This is a genomic window from Brevundimonas lutea (genome assembly GCF_003704105.1).
Taxonomy (GTDB): Bacteria; Pseudomonadota; Alphaproteobacteria; order Caulobacterales; family Caulobacteraceae; genus Brevundimonas; species Brevundimonas lutea.
Map to the genome: position 1 here is coordinate 176,833 of NZ_QUOQ01000005.1, position 23,615 is coordinate 200,447.

Consider the following 23,615-nt stretch of genomic DNA (forward strand, 5'->3'; position numbering starts at 1 on the left):
GGAAGCGCTTCCAATGAGAGGCGTGATCATGCGGGGAAGGCGACGATGGCTCATTGGGGATACGCGAGCTTGCGAGGCGTCACGGCGGCGCTTCTGGCGCTGAGCGCCGCGGGGTGCGCGACTCTGGCCGAGCCATCCGGTCCGTCGGCGGGCGCCTGGATCACCTCGGCCGACCGCAGCGCACTGCTGACGGCGGCCAGTCCGCTGGTCTTCGCGGTCCGCCCCGAGAGCGGGCCGACCGTCACCGTCGATCCGACGCAGCGCTTCCAGACCATGGTCGGTTTCGGCGCCTCGGTGACCGACGCCTCGGCCCATCTGATCCAGACCCGCCTCTCCGAACCCGCCCGCGACGGCCTGCTCAAGGAGCTGTTTGGCCGTGACGGGCAGGGCTTGGGCTTCAGCTTCACCCGGGTCACCGTCGGCGCCTCCGACTTCTCGCTGGATCACTACAGCCTGGCCGACACGGCCGATCCCGAGCTGAAGGATTTCTCGACCGCGCGCATGGAGGAGCACGTCTTTCCCACCGTCCGCGCCGCCCTGGCCATCAATCCCGATCTGAAGGTCATGGCCTCGCCCTGGAGCGCGCCGGGCTGGATGAAGACCTCCAACTCGTTGATCACGGGCCAGCTTAAGCCCGAGCACTATCCGGCCTACGCCGACTACTGGCGGCTCTATATCCGTTCGGCGTCCGACCACGGCGTGCCGACCGACTATCTCAGCATCCAGAACGAACCGGATTTCGAACCCGACTCATACCCCGGCATGCGCTGGCCGCCCGCCGACCGGGCACGCTTCATCGGCCAACATCTAGGGCCGGAGCTCCGCGCCGCCGGGATCGAGTCTCAGATCCTCGACTGGGACCACAACTGGGATCAGCCCGAGCAGCCCCTGACGGTGTTGGCCGACCCGGTGGCGCGAGAATATGTCTCGGGCGTCGCCTGGCATTGCTACGGAGGCGAGGTCGGGGCTCAGTCCACGGTGCGTGACGCCCATCCGGACAAGGACGTCTTCTTCACCGAGTGCTCGGGCGGCGAATGGTCCCCGGACTTTGGCGACAGCTTCGTCTGGACCATGAAGACCCTGATCATCGGCTCGGTCGAGAACTGGGCGCGCGGGGTGCTGATGTGGAACCTGGCGCTGGACGAAAACTACGGCCCCCACGCCGGCGGCTGCGGCGACTGCAGGGGCATCGTCACCATCGACAGCCGGACGGGCGAGGTGACCCGAAACCAGGAATACTACACCTTCGGCCACGCCAGCCGCTTCGTCATGCCGGGCGCCGTTCGGGTGGCCTCGCTGGAGCCCGAGGGCCTGGATGGGGTCGCCTTCGTCAATCCCGATGGGTCACGAGTGCTGATCGCCCTGAACGAGGGGACCGAGCCGGTCCAGTTCGACATCGCCGAGGGCGGTCGGCGCGCCGCAACCGAACTGCCGCCCCGAAGCGCGGCGACCTACGTCTGGCGCTGAGACGGCGGCTGGGGCTCGTCCAGCAGGCCGGGCTCGGGCGGCACCACGGCGCGGGCGGCGCGGCGGGCCTTCAGCGCGCCCCAGGCGAAGACCAGGGCGCCGGCCCAGATGAAGCCAAAGCTGATTCCGCGCAGCCAGCCGAATGGCTCGCCCTGAAGCACGCCGATCACGAACACCATGGTCGGGGCCAGGAACTGCAGAAAGCCCATGGTCGAATAGGGCATGCGCCGCGCCGCCCAGGCAAACAGGGCCATGGGCACAACGGTGATCGGCCCGGCCGCCATGAGCCAGAACATCATCTCAGGGCTGGCCGAGAAATGCCCCGCGCCCCGGCTCTCGATGAACAGGATCCAGGCGAGGCCCGGACCGGCCAGCAGCAGGCATTCCAGGAACAGGCCCGGCTGCGCCTCGACCTCCACGCGCTTTCTGATGATGCCGTAGGCGCAGAAGGAAAAGGCCAGGAACAGGGAAATCCACGGCAGGTGGCCGAGCGCCACGGCTTGCAACACCACGCCCATGCCGGCCAAGCCGATGGCGATCAGGCCCAGGCGGCTCAGCCGCTCTTTGAACAGCCAGGCGCCGGCCGCCATGTTGAGCAGGGGATTGAGGTAGTAGCCGAGGCTGGCGTCCAGGGTCCGACCGCTGTTCACCGCGATCACATAGGTGGTCCAGTTGGCCGCGATCAGCAGGGTGGAGACGACGATCCAGCCCATCACCCGGCGATTGGCGAAGGCGGCCCGCACCTGACCCCACTGGCGCAGAAGGAGCACCAGGGCCAGAGCCCACAGCACCGCCCACGCCGTGCGATGCGCCATGATCTCCCAGGCGTCGGCGCCCAGCCGGTCCATCTGCTGGAACACCAGCGGGATGACGCCCCAGATGGCGTAGCACCCCACGCCTGCGATCAGGGCCGCGCGCGCGTCGCTGGCGGCGGGAGTGGGGGTCATGGTGCGGCTCGGCTCAGACGGTCAGGCTGCGATAGCCGCTTTTGGGCTGAATCACGCCCTGTTCGTCCAGCAGTTGGGCGATCTGCACGGCGTTCAGGGCCGCGCCTTTACGCAGGTTGTCGGACACGATCCAAAGGTTCAGGCCGTTCTCGACCGTGGGGTCGTTCCGGATGCGAGACACATAGACGGCGTGCTCGCCGGCGGCGTCGACCGGGGTGACGTAGCCGTCGGCTTCATGCTTGTCGACGACCAGCACGCCCGGCGCCTCGCGCAGGATTTCGCGGGCGTCTTCGGCGTCCAGCGGGCTTTCGAACTCCAGGTTGACCGCCTCGGAATGGCCGACGAAGACCGGCACGCGCACGCAGGTCACGGTCAGCTTGATCGACGGGTCCAGGATCTTGTGGGTCTCGTCCCACATCTTGGCTTCCTCGTCGGTGTAGCCGTCGTCGCGGAAGGCGCCGATCATCGGGATGGCGTTGAAGGCGATCTGTTTCGGGAACACCTTGGGCGTGGCGTCGCCCAGGCCGTAGATGGCCTTGGTCTGATTCCACAGCTCGTCCATGCCCTGTTTGCCGGCGCCCGACACCGACTGATAGGTCGAAACCACCGCCCGGGTGATGCGCGCCGCGTCATGCAGGGGCTTCAGCGCCACCACCAGCTGCGCCGTCGAGCAGTTGGGATTGGCGATGATGTTCTTCTTTCTGGCCAGCTTGATCGCGTCTGGGTTCACCTCGGGCACGATCAGCGGCACGTCCGGATCGCGGCGGAAGGCCGAGGAGTTGTCGATCACGATCGGTCCCGCCTTGCCGATCTTCTCGGACCAGGCGCGCGACACGTCGCCGCCGGCCGACATCAGCACGATGTCCACCTGGGAGAAGTCGAACCGTTCTATATCCTGACACTTCAGCGTCTTGTCGCCGAAGGCGATCTCGGTCCCCTGCGACTTGCGCGAGGCGATGGCGTGCATCTCGGAGACCGGAAAGTTCAGCTCCTCCAGGATGTTGAGCATCTCCTGGCCGACGCTTCCGGTGGCGCCCACGACGGCGACGGAATAGCTCATCTTGGTGTGTCCTTCGGACGCGCTATCGCTCGCCTCGCGGAGGCTCGCTGCTTGAGCGCTTAGAGTGTGATTGGGGTCGGCGTTCGCCGTGGCTCCGACATAGGCCCTTCGACCCGATACGCAAGCCGACTTTCGCGCGACCGCCGGGCTCGCTAAGCGGGGGCATGCCGACAGCTCTGCGCACCGCCTATGACGCCCGTATCGACGACGGGCGGCTGACCCACGACCCGGCGCAGGCGGCGGCGCTGGACGAACTGGATCGGCTGACGCGCGATCTGGCCAAAAGACCGGGCCTGTTCCGAAAGGCCCCTCGCGTGCGCGGCGTCTATCTCTGGGGGCCGCCGGGGCGAGGCAAGTCCATGCTGATGGACCTGTTTTACGCCTGCTCACCCGAACCCTCGAAGACCCGCGCCCACTTCCACGCCTTCATGGCCCGGGTCCACGACCTGATCCGCCAGTGGCGCGAGGGCGACGCCGACGCCCGCCGCGCCGTCTTCGGCGAACACATATCGAGTGGCGGATCGGCATGGCGCCGATCCGCTGGTGGCGACGATCCAATCGCCCCGGTCGCCGCTCTGATCGCCTCGGAGGCGCGGCTGCTGTGCTTCGATGAATTTCAGGTCACCGACATCGCCGACGCCATGATCCTGGGCCGGTTGTTCGAGGCGCTGAATGAACATCGGGTGGTGCTGGCGGTCACCTCCAACCGCGAGCCCGGCGACCTCTATCGCGACGGCATCAATCGCCAGCTGTTCGTCCCCTTCATCGATCAAATCCGCGAGGTTTGCGCGGTGGTCGAGGTCAACGGCGCGCGAGACTGGCGCCGCGACCGCCTGGCCGGACGTACTGTCTGGTTCCAGCCGTTGGAGCCTGAGGCGCGCGAGGGCTTCGAGGCGCTCTGGGCCGAGATGAAGGGCGACGAGCCCGAGGAGCCGACCCATCTGACCGTTCTGGGCCGGGATGTCGTGGTGGAGCGCACCGCCGGCGGCCTGGCTCGAGCGACCTTCGACGACCTGTGCGCGCGCCCGCGGGGCCCGCAGGACTATCTGGCCATCGCAGCGCGCTTTCACACCCTGTTCCTGTCGGACGTGCCGGTGCTTGGCTCCGATCGCCACCAGGAAGCGCGGCGTCTGGTGACCCTGATCGACGCTCTTTACGAGGCCAAGGCGCGGCTGATCGTTCTGGCCGCGGCCGAGCCGGAGGCGCTGTATCCGTCAGGGACCGGCGCCTTCGAGTTCGAACGCACCGCCAGCCGCCTGAGGGAAATGGCCAGCGCCTCCTGGCCGCCGGCCGGGGATTAGGCCAGCGCCGGCTCGATGTCCTTGCAGGCCTGGATCAGGCCCTTCACCGACTCGACCGACTTGGCGAACATGGCCTTCTCATCGTCGTTGGTGGTGAACTCGATGACCTTCTCGGCCCCGCCGGCGCCGATCAGGGCGGGCACGCCGACATAGAGATTCGACAGGCCGTATTCGCCCGACAGCCAGACGGCGCAAGGCAGGACGCGCTTCTGGTCGAGCAGATAGGACTTGGCCATGGCGATGGCGCTCTCGGCGGGGGCGTAGAAGGCCGACCCGGTCTTGAGCAGGGCCACGATCTCACCGCCACCCTTGCGCGTACGATCGACGATGGCGTCCAGATCGGCCTGCGACAGCAGCCCCGCCGCGACGGCGTCGGGCAGCGGCAGGCCGCCGACGGTCGAGTGGCGCACCATCGGCACCATGTCGTCACCGTGACCGCCCAGGGTCCAGGCGTGGATGTCCTGCACCGACACGCCGGTCTTCTCGGCCAGGAAATAGGCGAAACGGGCAGAATCCAGCACGCCGGCCATGCCGATGACCTTCTCGTGCGGCAGGCCAGAGAACTTCTGCAGCGCCCAGACCATCGCATCAAGCGGGTTGGTGATGCAGATGACGAAGGCGTTCGGGGCGTGCGCCTTGATGCCCTCGCCCACGGCCTTCATGACCTTGAGGTTGATCGACACCAGGTCGTCGCGGCTCATGCCCGGCTTGCGGGGCACGCCTGCGGTGACGATGCAAACGTCGGCGCCGGCGATGTCGGCGTAGTCGTTGGCGCCCTTGAGCGCGACGTCCTGGCCGAACACCGAGGTCGCCTCGGCGATGTCCAGCGCCTTGCCCTGGGGCGTGCCCTCGGCGATGTCGAACAGGATGACGTCGCCCAGCGCTTCGCGCGCCGCGACGTGGGCCAGGGTGCCGCCGATCATGCCGGCGCCGATGAGGGCGATCTTCGCGCGAGCCATGGGAGAATCCTTATTAAGTGGGCCTACCGCGCTTTCGCGCTGCTTGAGGCCCGGAGGGGCCTCGCGAAACGCGGCGCGATCGGCGCTCTAGTGCGATGCGAAAGGGTTGGCGCGCGTCTAGACCCGACCGCCCGCCATCGCAAGTCGCGCTTACTCTTCGGGCGACGTCTCGCGCGGGGCGGCGCTCATGCCGGGGTCGTAGAGGCCGGTCGCCATGCGGGCGAGAAAACCCGCCGGTCGCGTGCGTGGGCCAAACCGGGCGCAGGGGTCTGGATCGGCGATCTCCCTGACCTCACGACCTTCGGGGGCGAAGGCGTCACCGACAGCGTCGCCCAGCGGCTCGGCCAGCTGCAACGCGTCCCCAAGGCGCGACAGGGAAGGCGTGTCGAAGCCCACGACCTTGGCGTTGCGCGCCCAGGTGATGGCGGCCGCCTGCCGACCGTCGGGGACCAGCACCAACTCGCCTTCGGCCGCCAACCCGCCTGTCGAACCGGGCGCGCGCACGCCGATCGGACCCGGGATGAACCAGTTGGCCACCGCCGACAGGCCTGAACCCGCCGGATTGGTCAGGCTGAGACCCGTCACCGCCATCCGCACCGTGGCCTGAGCTCCCGATTGGCCGGGCTCCAGGACGGTGAAGCGCTCGCTGAGTTCGTAGCAGACCTGCCGATCGACCTCGGCCAGGACCCATCCGGCTTCCTCGGCGCTCAGGCCCGCTTCGGCCCCGCCGACAAACACGGCCGGTTCCAGCGCCAGCCGCTCGACATTGGCCAAGGTCGCCTCGTCGCGGTTCTGGCGGATGGAGGCCAGGGTCGCGGGTTCGGGCGTCAGAGCGGAATAGTTCGATAGAAAGCCCGACTGCGCCGCGGGCGGCGTGGCGCAGGCGCCCAAGGCGGCGAGGACGGCGCCGAGGGCGGCGACGGTGGGTATGCGAAACGACATGATCGATCCTGATGCGGAAGCCTCGGGGAAGGCCCGTTCGGCCCGAACGCGCGGCCCCACCGGAGGTTCAGGTGTCCCATCCGCCGAAAGTTCGTCGTCAGCCGCGATTTCCCGCGCTACCGTCATGGTTCGTCCCTGGAGCGCCGATGACCCACCGCCGACTGCCGACACTGATCGCGACCCTGGCGGCCCTGGCGGCCGCGTCTCCAACCTTGGCCCAGATTCCCACCGACGCCTCGCGTGGCGTCCTCAGCTTCGCGGATAATCTGGAGAACGCCCTGCCCGCCGTGGTGTCCGTGGCGACCCTCGGTCGATCAGCAGGCCCCAGTTCGGATGAGACCGAAGCCCGCGAGATCACCGGCGGCTCGGGCGTCATCATCGACGCGGCGCGGGGGATCATCGTCACCAACCATCATGTCGTCGATCGCGGCCAGAGTTTCCGCGTCGATCTGCCCGATGGCCGTTCGCTGGATGCGAAACTGCTGGGCGCCGATAAGGCGACCGACCTGGCCGTGCTGCAGATCGAGGCGTCCGGCCTGAACCAGGTCCCGGTGGTCGATTCCGACACCCTGAAGACCGGCGATATCGCCTTCGCCGTCGGCTATCCGCTGGGCCTGGACCAGACCGTGACCATGGGTGTCATCTCGGGCCTCGGCCGCTCCGGTCTGGGTGATGCGGTCGAGGACTATATCCAGACCGACGCGGCGGTGAATTCGGGTAACTCCGGCGGGCCGCTGCTGGACAGCCGGGGTCGGCTGATCGGCATCAACACCTCGATCCTGTCGGGCGGATTCGGCGGCGGCAATGACGGCATCGCCTTCGCCGTGCCGACCAACATAATGGCTGTGGTGGTGGCCCAGCTGCGCGACACCGGCGCGGTGGTGCGCGGCCGCACCGGCGTCACCGTAGCATCCCTCAATCCGGCCAGAGCCAAGACCCTGGACCTCGCCCTGGCGCGCGGCGCCGTGGTCGAGGACGTGCAGCCGGGCTCGTCAGGCGAGCGCGCGGGGCTTCGGCGCGGCGATGTCCTGACCCGTGTCCGCAACCGGCCGGTGGCCAACGCCGGGTCGTTCCTCGCGGCTGTCGGCGTCGCCTCGCCGGGCGACAGCCTGCCGCTGGTCTATCTGCGGCAAGGTGAGGAGCGGCGCGGGACGCTTGCGATCGAGCCCCAGACCATGCCGACCGTGATGCTGGGCCGCGAGGCGCTGCTGGCCTGGGGCGCGCGGCTGCGGGTGGGCGAGGATGGCACCGTGACCGTCGCCTCGGTGGCGGGCGGATCGAACGCGGCCACGGCGGGGCTGACGGCCGGCGATGTGATCCGCGCGGTCAACGGCCGGGCTCCCGGCGATCTCGCCACTGTGGCGGCTACGCTCGGCGACGGCGCGGCCGGAGCGGAAATCGAGGTGTTGCGGGGAGAGGCGATCGAAACCCTCGCCATCGCCGGCGGCGCACCCGAAGCGGCGCCCGATCCGGCCGGCGCCCGATCGGCGCCGCCCCCGCCCGAACCTGCGCCGGACAGCAAAACGCCCGCCTGACCAGGGAGGGGGAGGGAGGGTCAGGCGGGCGCTTCACTTGGGAGGGGATCGTCGACTGGCCGGAAACCTCAAAGCCACGGGGGGCTGGGGGGGCTGTTCAGGATCCGGGACCTCAAGCTTCCCGGCCGGTCGACACTGGCCTTGTCGATCGCCATGCGGGCGGCGAAAGGACCGAAACGCGGCCTTTTCGTGACTCAGGCGAATTCCTTGAATCGTCCCCACCACGGCGGCGCTGGCCTTTTCGCTCCCGGCGCCTAACTCTCCTCGCATGAGCCTTGAAAATCCTGAGTCGCAGGGACGGTCAGGCCCCCAGGGGCCGGTGTTCTTCGACCGGCGCGAATTGGACCCTATCCTCAGGGTGTATGGGCGGATGGTGGCTTCAGGCGAATGGCGCGACTATTCGATCCTGGGCCATGCCGACTGGGCCGAGTTCGCCGTCTTCCGCCGTCACGGCGACGCCCCCGCCTATCGTATCGAGAAGCGCCCGGCCCTGGCCAACCGTCAGGGCGCCTGGGCCGTGATCGGACCGGCGGGCCAGATCCTCAAGCGCGGCCGCGACCTGGCCCAGGTGCTGCGCGTGTTCGAAGGCCGCCGCTTCAGCGTGGTCGAGTGACGCACGCGACGACGCGCCTCATCCGATGGCGCCGTTCGGCCGCAACCTCGCCGCATCCCGGGCGCTGACCTTTCCGAAGCTTAAGTTGCGCGGCTTGGCTTCCCCCGCCATGCCTCTATATCTCGACGCGGACCCGTTCAGCCCGACATCTCGGGACGCCACGGTCCGGACTGATCAAGGATGACCATGCTGAAGCGTAAGGAGTTCATGCTCGGGGCCGTCGTCGGCCTGGGCTTCGCGGCCGCCGCCACCGCCGGCGGCGTCATCGAGTGGCCGGGCGCCGTCGCCCAGGATCGCCCCGCCGCCCGCGCGGGACAGCTGATCCCCACCTCCGGCGCGGCCGGCATGGCCTTCGCCCCGCCGCCCGGCGCCCCGCTCAGCTTCGCCGACATCTTCGACCAGGTCGCGCCTGCCGTGGTGCAGATCGACGTCAAGACGCGCACGCCCCGCTCGCAGCTGCCGGGCGGTGGCATGGGCGGGCTGGAGCGCCTGCTGCCCTTCCCCTTCAACCAGCTGCCGCAGCAGGCTCCGCAGGGCGAGGACGGCGAGGACGAGGGCATAGAGGGCGCGGGCTCCGGCTCCGGCTTCTTCATCTCTGCCGACGGCTACATCGTCACCAACAACCATGTGGTCCAGAACGCCGAGGAGATCACGGTCAAGCTGACCGACGAGCGCGAATTCACCGCCACGATCGTCGGTCGCGACGAAGGGACCGACCTTGCCGTGCTCAAGGTCGAGGGCGGCAGCTTCCCCTTCGTCAGCTTCGAGGAATCGGCCGAGCCGCGCGTCGGCGACTGGGTGGTGGCCGTAGGCAACCCCTTCTCGCTGGGCGGCACCGCCACGGCCGGCATCGTGTCGGCCAAATCGCGCGACATCGATCCACAAGGCTACAACGACTACATCCAGATCGACGCGGCCATCAATCGGGGCAACTCGGGCGGTCCAACCTTCGACATCTACGGACGGGTGATCGGCGTTAACACCGCGATCTTTTCGCCGACAGGCGGCTCCGTCGGCATCGGCTTCGCCATTCCCGCCTCCGTGGCGAAGCAGGTGACTGATACCCTTATGCGCGGCGGTTCGATCGAGCGTGGCTATCTGGGGGTGTCGATCGGCAACCTGCTGCCCGACTACAAGGAAGCCTTGGGCCTCGACGCCGATTTCGAGGGCGCCTTCATCAACAGCGTGACACCGGGCGGACCCGCGGACCGCGCGGGTGTGCAGGCCGGCGACGTGGTTGTGTCGGTCAACGGCGAGTCGGTGGAAAGTTCGACGGAGGTGACACGGCTGGTCGGCCGCGCCCGCGAGGGCGAGACCATCCGTATTGAGATCTTGCGCGACAACCGTCGCCAGACGATCAATGTCACCTCCGGCAAGCGGCCCTCGACGGAAGAGCTGAACCGTCTGAACAGTGGTCTGGACGGCGCTGAAACGCCGAACGCGCCGGGCGCCGCGACGGGGACCGAGGTCGCCGGCCTGCGGGTCACGCCGATCACGCCGGCCCTGCGCGAGCGCTATTCCATCCCAGCCGGTGTCAACGGCATCGTGGTGACTGGCACGGCCACGGGCGGCGACGTGCGCTTCGCCAATACGCCGGGCGTGGTGATCCTTCGCGCCGGCACGGCCGCCGTGTCGTCGGTGGCGGACTTGCAGGCCGCCGTCGCCGCGGCCCGGCAGGCCGGACGCGACAGTGTCTTCCTGCTGGTGCGACTGCCGAACGGCCAGAACAGCCCGGTGGTGCTGGAGCTGCCCGACGCGGAGTAATGGACTGACCGGATCGCCGCCGATGCGCTAACATCGGCGGCGATTCACTTTTCGGGGGCTGATCGATGCGCATTCTGGTGGTTGAGGACGACGCCGACGCCGCCGGCGCCATGGTCCGTGGGCTGAACGAAGCCGGCAATGAGGTGGTCCATGCGCCCGACGGCGCCTATGGGCTGATCGAGGCCCAGAAGGGCGGCTTCGATGTGCTGATCGTCGACCGCATGATGCCGCGACTGGACGGCGTCGGCATGGTTGAGACCCTGCGCGGCATGGGCGACCAGACGCCGGTGCTGTTTCTGTCGGCCCTGGGCGAGGTTGAGGACCGGGTCACGGGCCTCAAGGCCGGCGCCGACGACTATCTGGTCAAGCCCTACGCCTTCGCCGAACTGATCGCCCGGGTCGACGCCCTGGCGCGGCGGCGCGAGACGGGCGGGGTGCAGACGGTGCTCAAGGTCGGCGACCTGGAGATGAACCTGATCGCCCGAACGGTGCACCGGGGCGAGACCGAGATCGACCTGCAGCCGCGCGAATTCCAGCTGCTGGAGTTCCTGATGCGCCACGCCGGCCAGTCGGTGACCCGCACCATGCTGCTGGAGAAGGTCTGGGAGTACCACTTCGACCCCCAGACCAACGTCATCGACGTCCACATCAGCCGCCTGCGCGCCAAGATCGACAAGGGCTTCGACCGCCAGATGCTCCAGACCGTGCGCGGCGCGGGGTACCGGCTGGAGGCCTGAGTGATGTCTCCCTCCCTGGAGGGGAGGGTGGTCGCGAAGCGACCGGGTGGGGAGGGCTGAGTGGCGATCATCGCCCGCGCACGAGACCTGAGAAAACGTCTGACGCCCGCCGAGGCGCGGCTGTGGCTGGCCTTGCACGAACTCCGTGCAGAGGGTCTGCACTTCAGGCGACAGGCGCCGATGATGGGCTTCATTCTCGACTTCGCCAATCTGGACAGGCGGGTCGCGGGCGAGGTGGACGGCACATCGCATTGGACCGAAGAACGGATGCGAGCGGATAAGCAGCGTGACGCGGCGTTGGCCGGGGCCGGGTGGCTGACACTTCGGTTCGACAACCACGATGTGCGAGATCGTCTGGAAGGGGTGGTCGCGCAGATCACTGAGGTGTGTCTGGCGCGGCCAAGTCGGCGGGCAGGGCTTGCCATCGATCAAGGCGAGGAGCGCCCCCTCCCGGTCGCCGCGCGACCACCCTCCCCTGAAGGGGAGGGAGATTCGCCGTGAAACTCCCCTCCCTTTTCCGACGCACGCCCTTTCGGCTGACGCTGCTGTTCCTTGCCCTGTTCGCGGCGGCGGCCAGCGCGGTGCTGGCCTGGGTCTATGTGGTGTCGGCGTCCGAGGCGCGATCGGCGGCCGAGGCCAGCGTGCGGGCCGAGGTCGAGGTTCTGGCCGGCATCCACCGCGAGCGCGGCGACAATGCGCTGAACGCCGCCCTGATCGAGCGGGTCTCGCGCGGCGGCTCCTACCTCTATGTGCTCAGCGACCGCGCCGGGGCGATCAAGACCGCCAACATCAGCCAGTCGCCCTTTGATCCGCGCGCGGCGGGCGACGATCCGCGCTGGGACGATTTCCGCGTGCCGGACGTGGACGAAGACGGGCGCGTGCAGATGCGACAGGCCATCGGGGTCGAGACGCCGCTGGGCCCCAACGACCTGCTGTTCGTGGGTCAGGACATCGGCGACATCGAGGACTATCTGGCCCGCCTGACCCAGGCGCTGTGGGCCGCCATGGCCCTGGTGCTGATCCTGGGCCTGGTCGGCGGCCTGATCATCAGCCGCAATGTCGAGCGCGGCATGGGCCGTATCCAGACGGTGGTGTCGGCTGTCCAGGGCGGCGATCTCAAAGCGCGGGCCGAGGTGCGGGGGCGCGGCGACGAGCTGGACGAGCTGGCCGACGGCCTGAACATCATGCTGGACCGGATGGAGGCCTCCATGGCCTCGATCCGCCATGCCGGCGACGCCATCGCCCACGACCTGCGCTCACCTCTGACCCGGATGCGGGCCAAGCTGGAGGTGGCCCTGATCGACGCCGAGGCGGGCCGTATCGACGCCGTCGACGCCTTGCAGGTGGCGCTGAGCGAGGCCGACGACCTGCTCAAGACCTTCAACACCGTGCTGGCCATAGCCCGGCTTCAGGCTGCCAAGACCCCCGAGATGGACCGGTTCGACGCCGGCGATCTGGCCGCCGACATGGCCGAGCTCTACCAGCCCGCCGCCGAGGACAAGGGGCTGGATTTCGGCCACGAGGTCGATCGCGGCCTGTTCATCCGCGCCAGCCGCGCCTTCCTGAGCCAAGCCTTGGCCAATCTGATCGACAACGCCATTAAATACACCCCGCCCGGTGGAGCTGTGATGCTGCGGGCGCGACGGCGATCGTCGGGTGAGATCGAGTTCTCGATCACCGACACGGGACCCGGCGTACCGGCCGAGGATCGCGATCGGGTCACTCAGCGTTTCGTGCGGCTGGAGAACAGCCGCACCGAACCGGGGTCCGGCTTGGGGCTGGCCCTGGTCGCGGCCGTGGCCGAAGCCCACGCCGGGCGACTGCAGATCGACGAGGGCCCCGGCGCGGTCGACCAGGACGACGGCGGCGTGTCCGGACCCGGCCTGCGTGTCGCCTTCATCCTGCCTCCCGCCGACTGATGGGAAAACCGCTCGGGCCCCGACTGACGCCCCCCGGCCCCGTGGTCGACGGGGAGGCGGCCGAGAGGGTTCGCGAGGATCTGTCCTCAGCGGCCAAGCAAGGTGGGTGGTCGGATGACCTTGACGCCGCCTGGCCGGCGCTGGCGCCGATGGTGGCCGCCTCGCCCTATCTGGCCGCCTTGGTCAGACGTAGGCCAGAGCGGTTGCGTGACACCCTTGTCGCCGATCCCGAGGCGCGGCTGGCCGAGATCATCGCCGCCACAGAGGTGCTGGCCGTCATCGGCTCCGATGCCGACGACAGCGCCGAGGCGGAGGCTTACGCGGCGTTGCGACGGCTCAAGCGCGACATGCACCTGACGCTGTCCTTGGCCGATCTTGGCGGGGTCTGGAGCGCGGCGCGGGTGACCCAGGCGCTCAGCGACTTCGCCGACGCCGCCGTGCGCGCCGCCCTGGCCGTGGCCGCCCAAGCCCTGCGCCTCCGGGGCAAGCTGATCTCGGCCGCGGACGATCCGCGCGGGCCGGTTCCCGGGCTGTTCGGCCTCGCCATGGGCAAGCACGGCGCGGGCGAGCTGAACTATTCCTCAGACATCGACCTGTCGCTCTTCTACGATCCCGAAATCACGGCGACCGCCTTCGCCGAAGGCCTGGATGTCCAGACCTGGTTGAACAAACTGGCGCAAGGAGTCACCCGCCTGCTCTCGGAGCGATCCGGCGACGGCTATGTGTTCCGGCTCGATCTTCGGCTAAGGCCCGACCCCTCGACCACGCCCCCTATCGTCGCCGCCCCGGCGGCCCTGGCCTACTATGAATCCGTCGGCCAGAACTGGGAGCGGGCCGCCTTCATCAAGGCTCGGCCGGTGTGCGGCGACCTCCGGGCCGCACGGGCCTTTCTGGACGAACTGGAACCCTTCGTCTGGCGCCGCAGCCTGGACTATCAGGCCATCGCCGACGTCCATTCGATCAAGCGCCAGATCCATGCCCACAAGACCGGCGAGGGCCTGGTCGCCGCCGGAGCCAATCTGAAGCTCGGACGTGGCGGCATCCGCGAAGTCGAGTTCTTCGCCCAGACCCAGCAACTGATCCTTGGCGGCCGCGACAAGCGTTTGCGCGCGCCTCGTACCGATCAAGCGCTCGCCGCCCTGGCCGAGGCTGGTCATCTGGGGGCCCCCACGGCCGACGACCTGACCGCCGCTTACTGGCGCCTGCGCAACCTGGAGCCCAGGGTGCAGATGCTGGAGGATGAGCAGACCCACGCCCTGCCCGAGGACGACGATGCGCGCCGCGCCGTGGCCGCGCTGTCCGGCGTCGAGGACCTGGCCGCCTTCGACGCCGAGGTCGAGGCGCTGCTGGTCGGAGTCAATCGCCGCTACGGCGAGCTGTTCTCCGACGAGGAAGATTTGTCGTCGCCGTTCGGCAGTCTGGTGTTCACCGGCGTCGAGGACGATCCCGAAACCCTGGCGACCCTGGAACGGATGGGCTTCTCCAATCCGCCGTCGGTGGCGGCGACCATTCGCGGCTGGCACCACGGGCGCATCAACGCCACCCGGACCGCCCGCGGGCGCGAGCTGTTCACCCGCCTGGCGCCCAAACTTCTGACCGTGGCGGCCGAAACGGGGGCGCCCGACCCTGCCTTCAGGCGCTTCTCGACCTTCTTCGAACAGCTGTCGGGCGGGGTGCAGGTCATGTCCCTGTTCCTGGCCCAACCGGCCCTGTTCGAGACCGTGGTGCGGGTCATGGCCTTCGCGCCGCGCCTGGCCCGCACCCTGGGCCGCAGCCCCGCCGCGCTCGACAGTGTGCTGGACGCCCGGTTCGACCGCGACATCGCCGAGGACTCCGGCGTTCTTTCGGAAATGGCCCGGGAGGTCGAGACCGCGGCCGACCTCGAGACGGCCATGAACGTTGTGCGTCGTATCACCCGCGAGCAGCGTTTCCGCATCGGCATGCAGGTGGTCACCGGCCGGGCCGAGGTCTGGGCCGCCGGCGAGGGCTACGCCGACCTGGCCGACGCCGCCATCCGTGCCCTGTCGCCGCACGCCTGGCGCGAGATCGAGGCGCGGGCCGGCGCCTTTGCGGGCGCGGTGGCGGTGGTGGCGCTGGGCAAGGCCGGGTCGCGCGAGATGACGGCCGGCTCCGACCTGGACCTGATGACCGTCTACCGCGCCGAGGCGCCCGACGCCGTGTCGGACAAGAAGGGCTGGAGCGCAGATGTCGTCTACGGCCGCTTCACCCAAAGGCTGATCGCGGCCCTGTCGGCGCCGACCGCCGAAGGCGAGCTTTACGAAGTCGACATGCGGTTGCGGCCGTCAGGCTCGGCCGGACCGGTGGCCGTGTCCCTGCCGGCGTTCCGCGACTACTACGCCTCGGCGGCGGACACCTGGGAGGTCATGGCCCTGACCCGGGCGCGGGTGGTGTGGGCTGACGACGACACCTTCGCCACGGAGGTCGCGGACGCCGTCGCCGAGGCGCTGTCCCATCCGCGTGACCCGGCGACGGTGCGTCATGACGCGCGCGAGATGCGAGCGCTGATGACGCGAGAACGGCCGGCGTCGGGCTTCTGGGACCTGAAGCTCAACCCCGGGGCCCAGGTGGATTGCGAATTTGCTGCTCAAGTTGCGCGCTTGACGGGCCTGGCCCCGCTCGGCGTCTCGACGCTGGAGGCCCTGGCCACGCCCGGGTTGGACCCCGCCCTGGGCGAGAGCTGGCGCCTCCACCAGACGCTCAATCAGGTGATCAACGCCTGCTTTCGCCACGCCATCTCGATCGAGGAAGAGCCCGAAGGCTTCCAGAACCGCCTGGCGCGGCTGGTCGGAGAGGATGATTTCGCAGCCCTGCACGACCACCTCGCCACCCTGCGCGCCCGCGCCCACGCGGCCTGGGCGGCGATCGTCGCCTGACTTCGGTCAGACCGGCGGTAGGTCCTCGGCCAGAATGGCCATCTCGAACATGAAGCTGCCGTCGTCGTCTTCATCCTTGAACACCACGCCGATGAACTCGTCGCCGACATAGACCTCGGCGGAATCGTTCGGCTTGGGACGGGCCTTCAGGTGAATGCCGCCGGTGTTGAAGGTGCGCTTGAGGTGCGTCTCGACGCGCTTGATGTCGGTGTCGTTCACGGGCGAGCCTCTGGCTGTCTTGGAAGGCGGCGGACCCTAGTCAGGGCCGCGCCTCATTACAAACGCGGATCGGGCGGCTTGGCTCAGATCACGAAGTCATAGACCACGTCGGCCAGGGTATGATCCATGGTCCGGGCCGGGCTCTCGCCGGTCGGGCAGTTGACCAGGCGGGCCGGCACGCCCGCGACGGTGCAGCCGGTGGGCACGGGTTTCAGCACCACCGATCCCGAGGCCACCTTGGCGTAGTCGCCGATCTCGATATTGCCCAGCACCTTGGCCCCCGCCCCGATCAGCACGCCCCTTCCGATCTTGGGGTGGCGGTCGCCGCGCTCGGCCCCGGTGCCGCCCAGGGTGACGCCGTGCAGCATGGAGACCTCATCGCCCACCACCGCCGTCTCCCCGATGACGATGCCTGTGCCGTGGTCGAGGAAGACGCCCGAGCCGATCCGCGCGGCCGGGTGGATGTCCAGCTGGAACAGCTCCGACATGCGGCTCTGGAAATGGAGCGCCAGGGTGTGGCGCTCCCGGCCCCACAGCCAGTGGGCGACGCGGTGGGCCTGCAGGGCCTGATAGCCTTTGAAAAACAGGAACGGCTGCAGCAGCGAGCGGATGGCCGGGTCGCGCTCCTCGACCGCGCCCAGGTCGGCCTCGGCGGCGGCGATGATGGCCGGATCTGCCGCGAACGCCTCCAGACACACCTCGCGCAGGCTCATCGGGCCCAGTTCGGAATCGCCCAGTTTGCGCGCGATCTGAAAGCTCAGCGCCGCCGCCATGGTCTCGTGCGACAACAGGGTGGCGTGAAGCAGCGAGCCCAGCAGCGGTTCACTGGCGGCCGCCTCGGCGGCGCTGTCGCGTAGACGGGTCCACAGATCGGGCGTCTGTTCGACGGGCTTCAGATGGGCCATGCGTCCTCCTTGGGGACGGGTCAGCGCGGGGCCAGCATGACATGGGCCAGCCAGCCCGGCAGCACATTCTCCCGCGCCATGTGGTAGGCGCGCAAGGCCGTCGCCACGGTAAAGGCGTCACGCACCTGTCCGGCGGCGATGGCGTCCAGCAGCGCGGTGAAGCGGGGGCGGGCGATCACCAGGGCCTCGGTGTCGTCCTGCGCATACCCGGCGACTGGAGACAGATCCCACGCCAGCCAGGCCACGGCCCGCTCGTCGGTGATCGAGTTGGACAGCTCCATCCGCAGCGCCTCGACCCAGACACCGGCCTTCAGTCCGGCCTCCTCGGCCAGTTCGCGCCGCGCGCCCTCCAGCGGATCCTCGTCGAACGGCGCGCCTCCCTCGGGCATCTCCCAGGAGAAGTTCATCAGGGCGAACCGCTGCTGGCCGACCAAGGTCACCGTGCCGTCGCCATGCAGCGGCAGGACGCCGACCGCCAGCGACTTCGGCCGCATGACGCCGTAGCTTGCCGCGGCGCCCGTGGGCGCCGTCGCCGGCTGTTCGGTCACCGCCATCCACGGATTGTCGAACGCAACCCGGCCCGGCTCGGCGGTCCACGGTCGCGGTCGCGCGACGCCGGCAGCCCAGGGCGGATCGGCGGGCCGGTCGGCGGCGGAGAAGGGCTTGGGCGCGTCCTCGGTCACCATCGGCATATGGCGCCCGGGCCGGGCCGCGCCTAGATGCTGAGAATGACTCTCGATCTGCCCGTGCTCGGCGACGCCCTGCCGACCCCCACCCGCTCCGACGAGGCGATCCGCCGCCTGGCGCGGCGCCGCTCCTGTCCTGCCCAGGCGCTGTCTGCGCCGGGCCCGGACGACGGGGCCGTCACGGACATGATCGCTCTGGCCGCCCGCTCGCCGGATCACGGCAAGCTGGCCCCCTGGCGCTTCGTGGTTCTGTCGGCCGAGGCCCGCGCCGCCATCGGCCGCAATCTCAAGCCCCAAGCCGAGGCCCAGCCCAAGCCCGACAAGGCTCGGGCCGTTCTGGCCAAGCTGGTCAATCCGCCGGTGACGGTGATGGTCGTCTCCACCCCCACGCCCGACCACAAGGTGCCGGTGTGGGAGCAGGAGCTGTCGGCCGGCGCCGTGTGCATGAACCTGATCCACGCGGCGGACGCGATGGGCTGGGCCGCCAACTGGATCACCGACTGGTACAGCTACGCGCCTGAGGCCTTGGCGCTGTTCGACATCGGCGACGGCGAACGTATCGCCGGCTTCATCCATCTGGGAACCGCCGCGGAGCCGCCCCTGGAACGGGCCCGGCCCGACCCGGCCTCCCTGATCCGGCGCCTTTAGCGCGCTACAGCGCCACCACCTCATAGCCGTCCGACGCCGCCAGCCGTTCGGCCAGCACCGCCCGGTGACAGCCCGCGTGATCGGCTTCGAAACACAGCAGGGCCGTGGGCCTCTCGGACACCAGCTCGCGCAGCTCCGCAAGCGCCAGCTGCGCCGCCGGCTCGGCGAGATGGTCGTCGAAGATGGCGCGCATCTCGTCGATCCGGCCCTTGCGGGCGGCGTCGCGTCCCGCCTTGGGGGTGCCCAGCGCGCGGAGATGGCGATAATCGATGCCCTCGGCCTTCAGGCTTTCACCGAGAATGGTCTTGGAGAACCCGGCGCGGCGCGACGCCGCCACCGCCCGCACATCGACCAGCCGTTTTACGCCCGCGACCTTCAGCCGCTCGATGACTACGCCTTGGGTCGCGCCTTCATAGCCAATGGTGAACAGTTTCATGGGCATGAGATGGGGATCGCCGGGCGTCGCGCCACCGGACGGTGCCTCCGCCGTCACTCGGTCATGATCTCGCGCTTGCGAATATCTGATCAGTGATAATCTTTTTGCAGTGCGGTGCGTTTCATGATCCGCTCATCGTCCGAAGCCGCCGTCAGCGAGTCGCATGCTCTACGCCCTTCACGAACTGGCCTATCAGTCGGCCGCGCCGTTCCGTCTCTGGGCCCAGATGGGCCGGGACTTCTGGACGTCTCCCTTCAATCCGGCCGCCCAGACCGCCATCGGCCGCACGGCCTATGCCTCGGCCGAGCTGTTCGAGAGCCTGACGCGCCGTTACGGCAAGCCCGACTGGCGGCTGGAGACCATCCGGATTGACGGCCACGAGGTGCGGACGATCGAGGAAGTGGTTTGGTCGTCGCCCTGGTGCCGGTTGGTGCGCTTCACCCGCAACGCCGCCGATCTGAAAGCGGCCGGCAAGCCGACGAGCGGACCCAATGTGCTGATCGTGGCCCCGCTGTCAGGCCACTACGCCACCCTGTTGCGCGGTACGGTCGAGACCTTCCTCCAGGATCACGACGTCTATGTCACCGACTGGGAGAACGCCCGCAACGTGCCCATGCTGGAGGGGCGGTTCGACTTTTTCGACTACATCGACCACGTCCGGATGATGCTGGCCGAGGTCGGGCCGCGCGCCCACGTCGTGGCCGTGTGCCAGCCGGGCCCGCCGGTGCTGGCCGCGGTCGCCCGCATGGCCGAGGACGACGAGGCCGCGCGCCCCGCTTCCATGACCTTCATGGGGTCGCCCATCGACGCGCGCCTGTCGCCAACAGTCACCAACAAGCTGGCCGAGGAAAAGCCCTTCGCCTGGTTCCGCTCGAACATGATCCATACCGTCCCGCTGCCCTATCCGGGTTTCGGCCGGCGGGTCTATCCGGGCTTCGTCCAGCTCTACAGCTTCATGTCGATGAACGAGGAACGCCACATCGACGCCCACCGCCAGTATTTCGAGCATCTGGTCGAAGACGACGGCGACAGCGTCCACAAACACCAGGAATTCTACGACGAGTATCTGTCGGTCCTGGACCTGTCCGAAGAGTTTTATCTCCAGACCATCGACATCGTGTTCCAGTCGCACCTGCTGCCCCGGGGCGAGCTCAGCCATCGCGGCCGCCCGATCCGTCTGGACGCAATCACCGACGTCGGGCTGATGACGGTCGAGGGCGAGAACGACGACATCTCCGGCGTCGGCCAGACCCAGGCGGCGCATGGCCTGTGCCCCAACATCCCCAAGGATCGCCGCGTGCTGCACGTCCAGCCCAAGGTCGGCCACTATGGCGTCTTCAACGGCCGGCGCTTCCGCGACGAGATCTATCCCCTGACCCGCGACTTCATCGCCAGGAACGAGGCCCTCTGTGCGCCTTCACGACGGGCTGAAGCTGCGGCTTGAGGCCGGAGGTCCGGAGGTCGTTCTCCGGATCAACCGTCGCGCCCGTCGCATCTCCATCCGCATCGACGCCCGCTCCGGCGAGGCGATCGCCACCGCTCCCTCCGAACGTCGGCTGAAGGAAGCGGTCGAGTTCGCGCGATCGCGCCGCGGCTGGATCGCCGAACGCCAGTCGGCGCGGCCCCCCGCCCACCGCTTCGCCCCCGGCGGCGTGGTCATTCTGGGCGGCCGATCCTACCGCCTTGGGGCCGTTCGCGGGGCCGGCGCGGCGCGGTTCGCGGACGACCCGGACGGCCCGCTGATCCTGTCCGGCGGCGAGGGCGACGCTTTCGCCCGGCGGGTCGAGAACCTGTTGCGCCGCGAGGCCCGGGCCCGGCTCGAAGCCCGCACCCGCGTGCATGAGCGGACCCTGGGCCTGACGCCCTCGACCGTCTCGATTATGGACGCCCGTTCGCGCTGGGGCAGCTGCACGCCGCAAAACCAGACCATCCGCTACTCCTGGCGGGTGATCATGGCGCCGGAGGCCGTGCTCGACTATCTGGCCGCCCACGAGGTCGCGCACCGCGTTCACGCCGACCACAGCCCGGCCTACTGGCGGGTGGTTCATGGCCTGGTCGGCGACCACCGCCCCCACCGCGCCTGGCTGAGAGACCACGGCGCGGCGTTACACGCGGTGAATAGGGGGTGACGAGAAGCTCCGGAGGGTGAGCCGCAACCGGCGTCGTTTGATCAACAGATCAGCTCGTCAAACCCACCGCCACGGCGAACACGCTGAGTAGCGCAGCAATGTGGAGGCCCAGAACGGCAGGCGCGGCAACCCAACGAGCGTGCCGATGGAACGCTGGCGCCAACAGGCCTGCGCCGCAGCAAAAGGGCGCAATGATGATCATCCCAACCATGACCATCGTCGCGATCGCTGGCGAGGGGGGTATGACGTAGCTCTGGCTTAGATCCTGGCCGGTCAAAACTGCCATGATCCCAACGCTGAGCGACGCGCCCGCAGAAGCCAGATCGCCCGGTACCGCTGCCCCCGGGCTCTCAGCACGAGCAATCACGTTCATGCAGAGAATGGTGGCGGTCACCAGAGGCGTGACCGAAACGGCGAGAGCCAGTCCCGAGCGAAGCCATACCGGTTTCATTCGACCCTTGACGCGAAGCTTCATGAGGCGGGTCAGGGCAAACACTGGCAGCAGGAGACCGGCGATCACGAAGCCGGCGACCCAGACGACAGGGAGGGATATGGCGATCTGAGCTCCGACCGGGACGGGCGTCGAGCCAGATGCGCCCGCGCCCGTGTCTGGCGCCATCACATGGGCCAGGATCGAGACGACGACAGCGAGTACGCCGATGCTGATAAGGTTGGCGGCGAGGCCGCCGCGATCCGTCCTGTTGCGCCATGCCGCGTCTTGGTCCGCCTGATCCTGGCCGACCTTCTTCTGGCCGACCGCGAACATGTCACGAAACGGTCCGTCCGCATTGCGATAGCCGTCCTGATAGTCCTTGTTCACGCCCGCCCCCGCCGTGCTCCGTAGATGGCGCTATAGCAGGCGGTGAAAACTCGTTGGTCAAGAGCCGGCGTTACGCGACGCCCGCCTTCACGGTGTAGCTCGCCTCGGTCTTAGCGGCGACCTCGTCCAAGGTGACGCCCTCGGCCAATTCGATCAGCTCAAGCCCCGCCCCGTCCGGTTTCACGTCGAAAACGCACAGGTCGGTGATGATTCGGCTGACCACAGCAGTGCCGGTCAGCGGCAGACTACATTCCTTCAGCACCTTGGACTGGCCGTGCTTGTTGGCGTGGTCCATCACCACGACCACGCGCTTGACGCCGGCGACTAGGTCCATGGCCCCGCCCATGCCCTTCACCAGCTTGCCGGGAATCATCCAGTTGGCGATGTCGCCGTTCTCGGCCACCTCCATGGCCCCTAGGATGGACAGGTTGATGTGTCCGCCCCGGATCATGGCGAAGCTGTCGGCCGAGCTGAAATAGGCGCTCTCGGGGATCTCTGTGATGGTCTGTTTGCCGGCGTTGATCAGGTCGGCGTCCTCCTCGCCCTCGTAAGGGAAGGGGCCCATGCCCAGCATGCCGTTCTCGCTCTGCAGCGTCACGGTCATGCCGTCCGGGATGTAGTTGGCGACCAGGGTCGGAATGCCGATCCCCAGGTTCACATAGAAGCCGTCTTGCAATTCCTTGGCGGCGCGTTCGGCCAGCTGTTCGCGGGTTCGGGGCATCAGGATCTCCTCGAGCGGATCGCGAGAATGAACAGCAGAAGCGCGCCGCCAAAGCCGACCCACGGCGCCAAGGCCGAAAGGTCCGGAGCGAGCGACACCGCACCGGACATGACCAGGACCACCGCGATCAGAAGAGCCACGGCGCCGGCGACGAGCAGGGTGAACCGCGACCTCATCCCACTTCGCTCCCCGCCGCTGCGGATCCGGCCCGCTTGCGCGTCGTGCGCTGTTCGATCCGCTTTTCGGGCGTGCCCAGGATCAGGCGATCGACATAGATGCCGGGGGTGTGGATGTGGTCGGGGTCCAGCGCGCCGACCTCGACGATCTCCTCGACCTCGACGACGCAGGCCTTGCCGGCCGTGGCCATCATCGGATTGAAGTTGCGGGCCGTCTTGCGGAAGATCAGGTTGCCGCGCGCGTCGGCCTTCCACGCCTTGACGATCGACAGGTCGGCGACCAGGCCGGTCTCCATCACATAGTCGCGGCCGTCGAAGTCGCGCACCTCCTTGCCCTCGGCCACCAGGGTGCCGACGCCGGTGGCGGTGAAGAAGGCTGGGATGCCGGCGCCGCCAGCGCGGATGCGCTCGGCCAGGGTGCCCTGCGGATTGAACTCCAGCTCTAGCTCGCCCGACAAATACTGGCGCTCGAACTCCTTGTTCTCCCCGACATAGGAGCTGATCATTTTCTTGATCTGACGGGTCTCCAGCAGCAGGCCCAGGCCGAAGCCATCCACGCCCGCATTGTTGGAGATGACGGTGAGGTCCTTGGTCCCGCTGTCGCGCAAGGCGGCGATCAGGGCCTCGGGAATGCCGCACAGGCCAAAGCCGCCGGACATCACGGTCATGCCGTCGAAGGTCAAACCCTCCAGGGCCGCCTTGGCGTCGGGATAGATCTTCTGCATCGCGCTCCCTTT

General features: G+C 68.6%; 24 protein-coding genes. 12 read left to right on the forward strand and 12 right to left on the reverse strand.

Going from position 1 to position 23,615, the window contains the following annotated elements; all coding sequences use genetic code 11:
- Positions 1–69: 69 nt before the first annotated feature.
- Positions 70–1,467 (forward strand): glycoside hydrolase family 30 protein, encoded by a 1,398-nt coding sequence (locus tag EES48_RS10710; RefSeq protein WP_240623321.1) that lies wholly within the window; start codon positions 70–72, stop codon positions 1,465–1,467.
- On the opposite strand, the gene rarD is transcribed toward EES48_RS10710, so the two are convergent.
- Positions 1,452–2,414, reverse strand: a complete 963-nt coding sequence (gene rarD, locus EES48_RS10715; protein ID WP_122466626.1) for an EamA family transporter RarD — start codon at positions 2,412–2,414, stop codon at positions 1,452–1,454. The two genes, EES48_RS10710 and rarD, sit on opposite strands and share 16 nt — an antisense overlap.
- Positions 2,415–2,427: 13 nt before the next feature.
- Positions 2,428–3,474, reverse strand: a complete 1,047-nt coding sequence (locus EES48_RS10720; protein ID WP_122466628.1) for an aspartate-semialdehyde dehydrogenase — start codon at positions 3,472–3,474, stop codon at positions 2,428–2,430.
- 164 nt (positions 3,475–3,638) lie between these two features.
- Here EES48_RS10720 and zapE point away from each other — a divergent pair, with 164 nt between their 5' ends.
- A complete protein-coding gene (gene zapE, locus EES48_RS10725) occupies positions 3,639–4,775 on the forward strand; it encodes a cell division protein ZapE (RefSeq protein WP_122466631.1) in 1,137 nt (378 codons plus the stop codon).
- Here zapE and mdh read toward each other — a convergent pair.
- Both mdh and EES48_RS10735 read right to left on the reverse strand, forming a co-directional pair.
- On the reverse strand, positions 4,772–5,734 hold the full coding sequence (mdh, locus tag EES48_RS10730) for a malate dehydrogenase (protein WP_122466634.1): 963 nt from the start codon (positions 5,732–5,734) through the stop codon (positions 4,772–4,774). The genes zapE and mdh overlap by 4 nt on opposite strands.
- Before the next feature lie 150 nt (positions 5,735–5,884).
- On the reverse strand, positions 5,885–6,676 hold the full coding sequence (locus EES48_RS10735) for a DUF3313 family protein (protein ID WP_162998122.1): 792 nt from the start codon (positions 6,674–6,676) through the stop codon (positions 5,885–5,887).
- A 146-nt stretch (positions 6,677–6,822) separates the two neighbouring features.
- Here EES48_RS10735 and EES48_RS10740 point away from each other — a divergent pair, with 146 nt between their 5' ends.
- From EES48_RS10740 to EES48_RS10770, 7 genes are all read left to right on the forward strand, one after another.
- Positions 6,823–8,211, forward strand: a complete 1,389-nt coding sequence (locus EES48_RS10740; protein WP_122466638.1) for a S1C family serine protease — start codon at positions 6,823–6,825, stop codon at positions 8,209–8,211.
- A gap of 268 nt (positions 8,212–8,479) precedes the next feature.
- Positions 8,480–8,824: a DUF2794 domain-containing protein gene (locus EES48_RS10745; RefSeq protein ID WP_122466640.1), complete on the forward strand. Its 345-nt coding sequence runs from the start codon at positions 8,480–8,482 to the stop codon at positions 8,822–8,824.
- A 186-nt stretch (positions 8,825–9,010) separates the two neighbouring features.
- Positions 9,011–10,588, forward strand: coding sequence for a Do family serine endopeptidase (locus tag EES48_RS10750; RefSeq protein ID WP_122466940.1), 1,578 nt, complete (start codon positions 9,011–9,013; stop codon positions 10,586–10,588).
- Between the two features lie 65 nt (positions 10,589–10,653).
- Positions 10,654–11,325 carry a response regulator transcription factor gene (locus EES48_RS10755; RefSeq protein ID WP_122466642.1) on the forward strand — a complete coding sequence of 224 codons (672 nt, stop codon included), beginning with the start codon at positions 10,654–10,656 and terminating at the stop codon, positions 11,323–11,325.
- A gap of 60 nt (positions 11,326–11,385) precedes the next feature.
- Positions 11,386–11,826, forward strand: a complete 441-nt coding sequence (locus EES48_RS10760; protein ID WP_122466644.1) for an endonuclease domain-containing protein — start codon at positions 11,386–11,388, stop codon at positions 11,824–11,826.
- A complete protein-coding gene (locus tag EES48_RS10765) occupies positions 11,823–13,244 on the forward strand; it encodes a sensor histidine kinase (RefSeq protein ID WP_122466646.1) in 1,422 nt (473 codons plus the stop codon). Before EES48_RS10760 ends, EES48_RS10765 begins: the two co-directional genes overlap by 4 nt.
- Entirely contained in the window at positions 13,244–16,138 is a 2,895-nt protein-coding gene (locus EES48_RS10770) for a bifunctional [glutamine synthetase] adenylyltransferase/[glutamine synthetase]-adenylyl-L-tyrosine phosphorylase (protein WP_122466648.1), read from the forward strand. The genes EES48_RS10765 and EES48_RS10770 overlap by 1 nt, the downstream gene beginning before the upstream one ends.
- Before the next feature lie 6 nt (positions 16,139–16,144).
- On the opposite strand, the gene EES48_RS10775 is transcribed toward EES48_RS10770, so the two are convergent.
- The 3 genes from EES48_RS10775 to EES48_RS10785 all read right to left on the reverse strand — a co-directional run bounded on the left by EES48_RS10775 (position 16,145) and on the right by EES48_RS10785 (position 17,954).
- The gene (locus EES48_RS10775) at positions 16,145–16,357 is read right to left on the reverse strand and encodes a DUF3126 family protein (RefSeq protein ID WP_122466650.1); all 213 of its coding nucleotides are present in this window, start codon (positions 16,355–16,357) and stop codon (positions 16,145–16,147) included.
- A gap of 83 nt (positions 16,358–16,440) precedes the next feature.
- Complete coding sequence (gene cysE, locus EES48_RS10780) at positions 16,441–17,262, reverse strand: serine O-acetyltransferase (protein WP_122466652.1); 822 nt, start codon at positions 17,260–17,262, stop codon at positions 16,441–16,443.
- A 20-nt stretch (positions 17,263–17,282) separates the two neighbouring features.
- On the reverse strand, positions 17,283–17,954 hold the full coding sequence (locus tag EES48_RS10785; RefSeq protein WP_240623322.1) for an NUDIX domain-containing protein: 672 nt from the start codon (positions 17,952–17,954) through the stop codon (positions 17,283–17,285).
- A gap of 36 nt (positions 17,955–17,990) precedes the next feature.
- Here EES48_RS10785 and EES48_RS10790 point away from each other — a divergent pair, with 36 nt between their 5' ends.
- Positions 17,991–18,596 (forward strand): nitroreductase family protein, encoded by a 606-nt coding sequence (locus tag EES48_RS10790; protein ID WP_122466654.1) that lies wholly within the window; start codon positions 17,991–17,993, stop codon positions 18,594–18,596.
- Between the two features lie 4 nt (positions 18,597–18,600).
- Here the strand turns inward: EES48_RS10790 and EES48_RS10795 are convergent, their stop codons facing one another.
- The gene (locus EES48_RS10795) at positions 18,601–19,032 is read right to left on the reverse strand and encodes a DUF488 domain-containing protein (RefSeq protein WP_122466943.1); all 432 of its coding nucleotides are present in this window, start codon (positions 19,030–19,032) and stop codon (positions 18,601–18,603) included.
- Positions 19,033–19,195: 163 nt separating this feature from the next.
- On the opposite strand from EES48_RS10795, the gene EES48_RS10800 reads away from it, so the two are divergent.
- On the forward strand, positions 19,196–20,476 hold the full coding sequence (locus EES48_RS10800; protein ID WP_122466656.1) for a polyhydroxyalkanoate depolymerase: 1,281 nt from the start codon (positions 19,196–19,198) through the stop codon (positions 20,474–20,476).
- Positions 20,442–21,161, forward strand: a complete 720-nt coding sequence (locus EES48_RS10805) for a M48 family metallopeptidase (RefSeq protein ID WP_122466945.1) — start codon at positions 20,442–20,444, stop codon at positions 21,159–21,161. The genes EES48_RS10800 and EES48_RS10805 overlap by 35 nt, the downstream gene beginning before the upstream one ends.
- A 49-nt stretch (positions 21,162–21,210) precedes the next feature.
- Here the strand turns inward: EES48_RS10805 and EES48_RS10810 are convergent, their stop codons facing one another.
- The 4 genes from EES48_RS10810 to EES48_RS10820 all read right to left on the reverse strand — a co-directional run bounded on the left by EES48_RS10810 (position 21,211) and on the right by EES48_RS10820 (position 23,603).
- Positions 21,211–21,981 carry a hypothetical protein gene (locus EES48_RS10810; RefSeq protein WP_162998123.1) on the reverse strand — a complete coding sequence of 257 codons (771 nt, stop codon included), beginning with the start codon at positions 21,979–21,981 and terminating at the stop codon, positions 21,211–21,213.
- 70 nt (positions 21,982–22,051) lie between these two features.
- A complete protein-coding gene (locus EES48_RS10815) occupies positions 22,052–22,702 on the reverse strand; it encodes a 3-oxoacid CoA-transferase subunit B (RefSeq protein ID WP_122466660.1) in 651 nt (216 codons plus the stop codon).
- A complete protein-coding gene (locus tag EES48_RS14880) occupies positions 22,702–22,878 on the reverse strand; it encodes a hypothetical protein (protein ID WP_162998124.1) in 177 nt (58 codons plus the stop codon). The genes EES48_RS10815 and EES48_RS14880 overlap by 1 nt, the downstream gene beginning before the upstream one ends.
- Positions 22,875–23,603, reverse strand: coding sequence for a CoA transferase subunit A (locus EES48_RS10820; RefSeq protein WP_122466663.1), 729 nt, complete (start codon positions 23,601–23,603; stop codon positions 22,875–22,877). The genes EES48_RS14880 and EES48_RS10820 overlap by 4 nt, the downstream gene beginning before the upstream one ends.
- Positions 23,604–23,615: the final 12 nt, after the last annotated feature.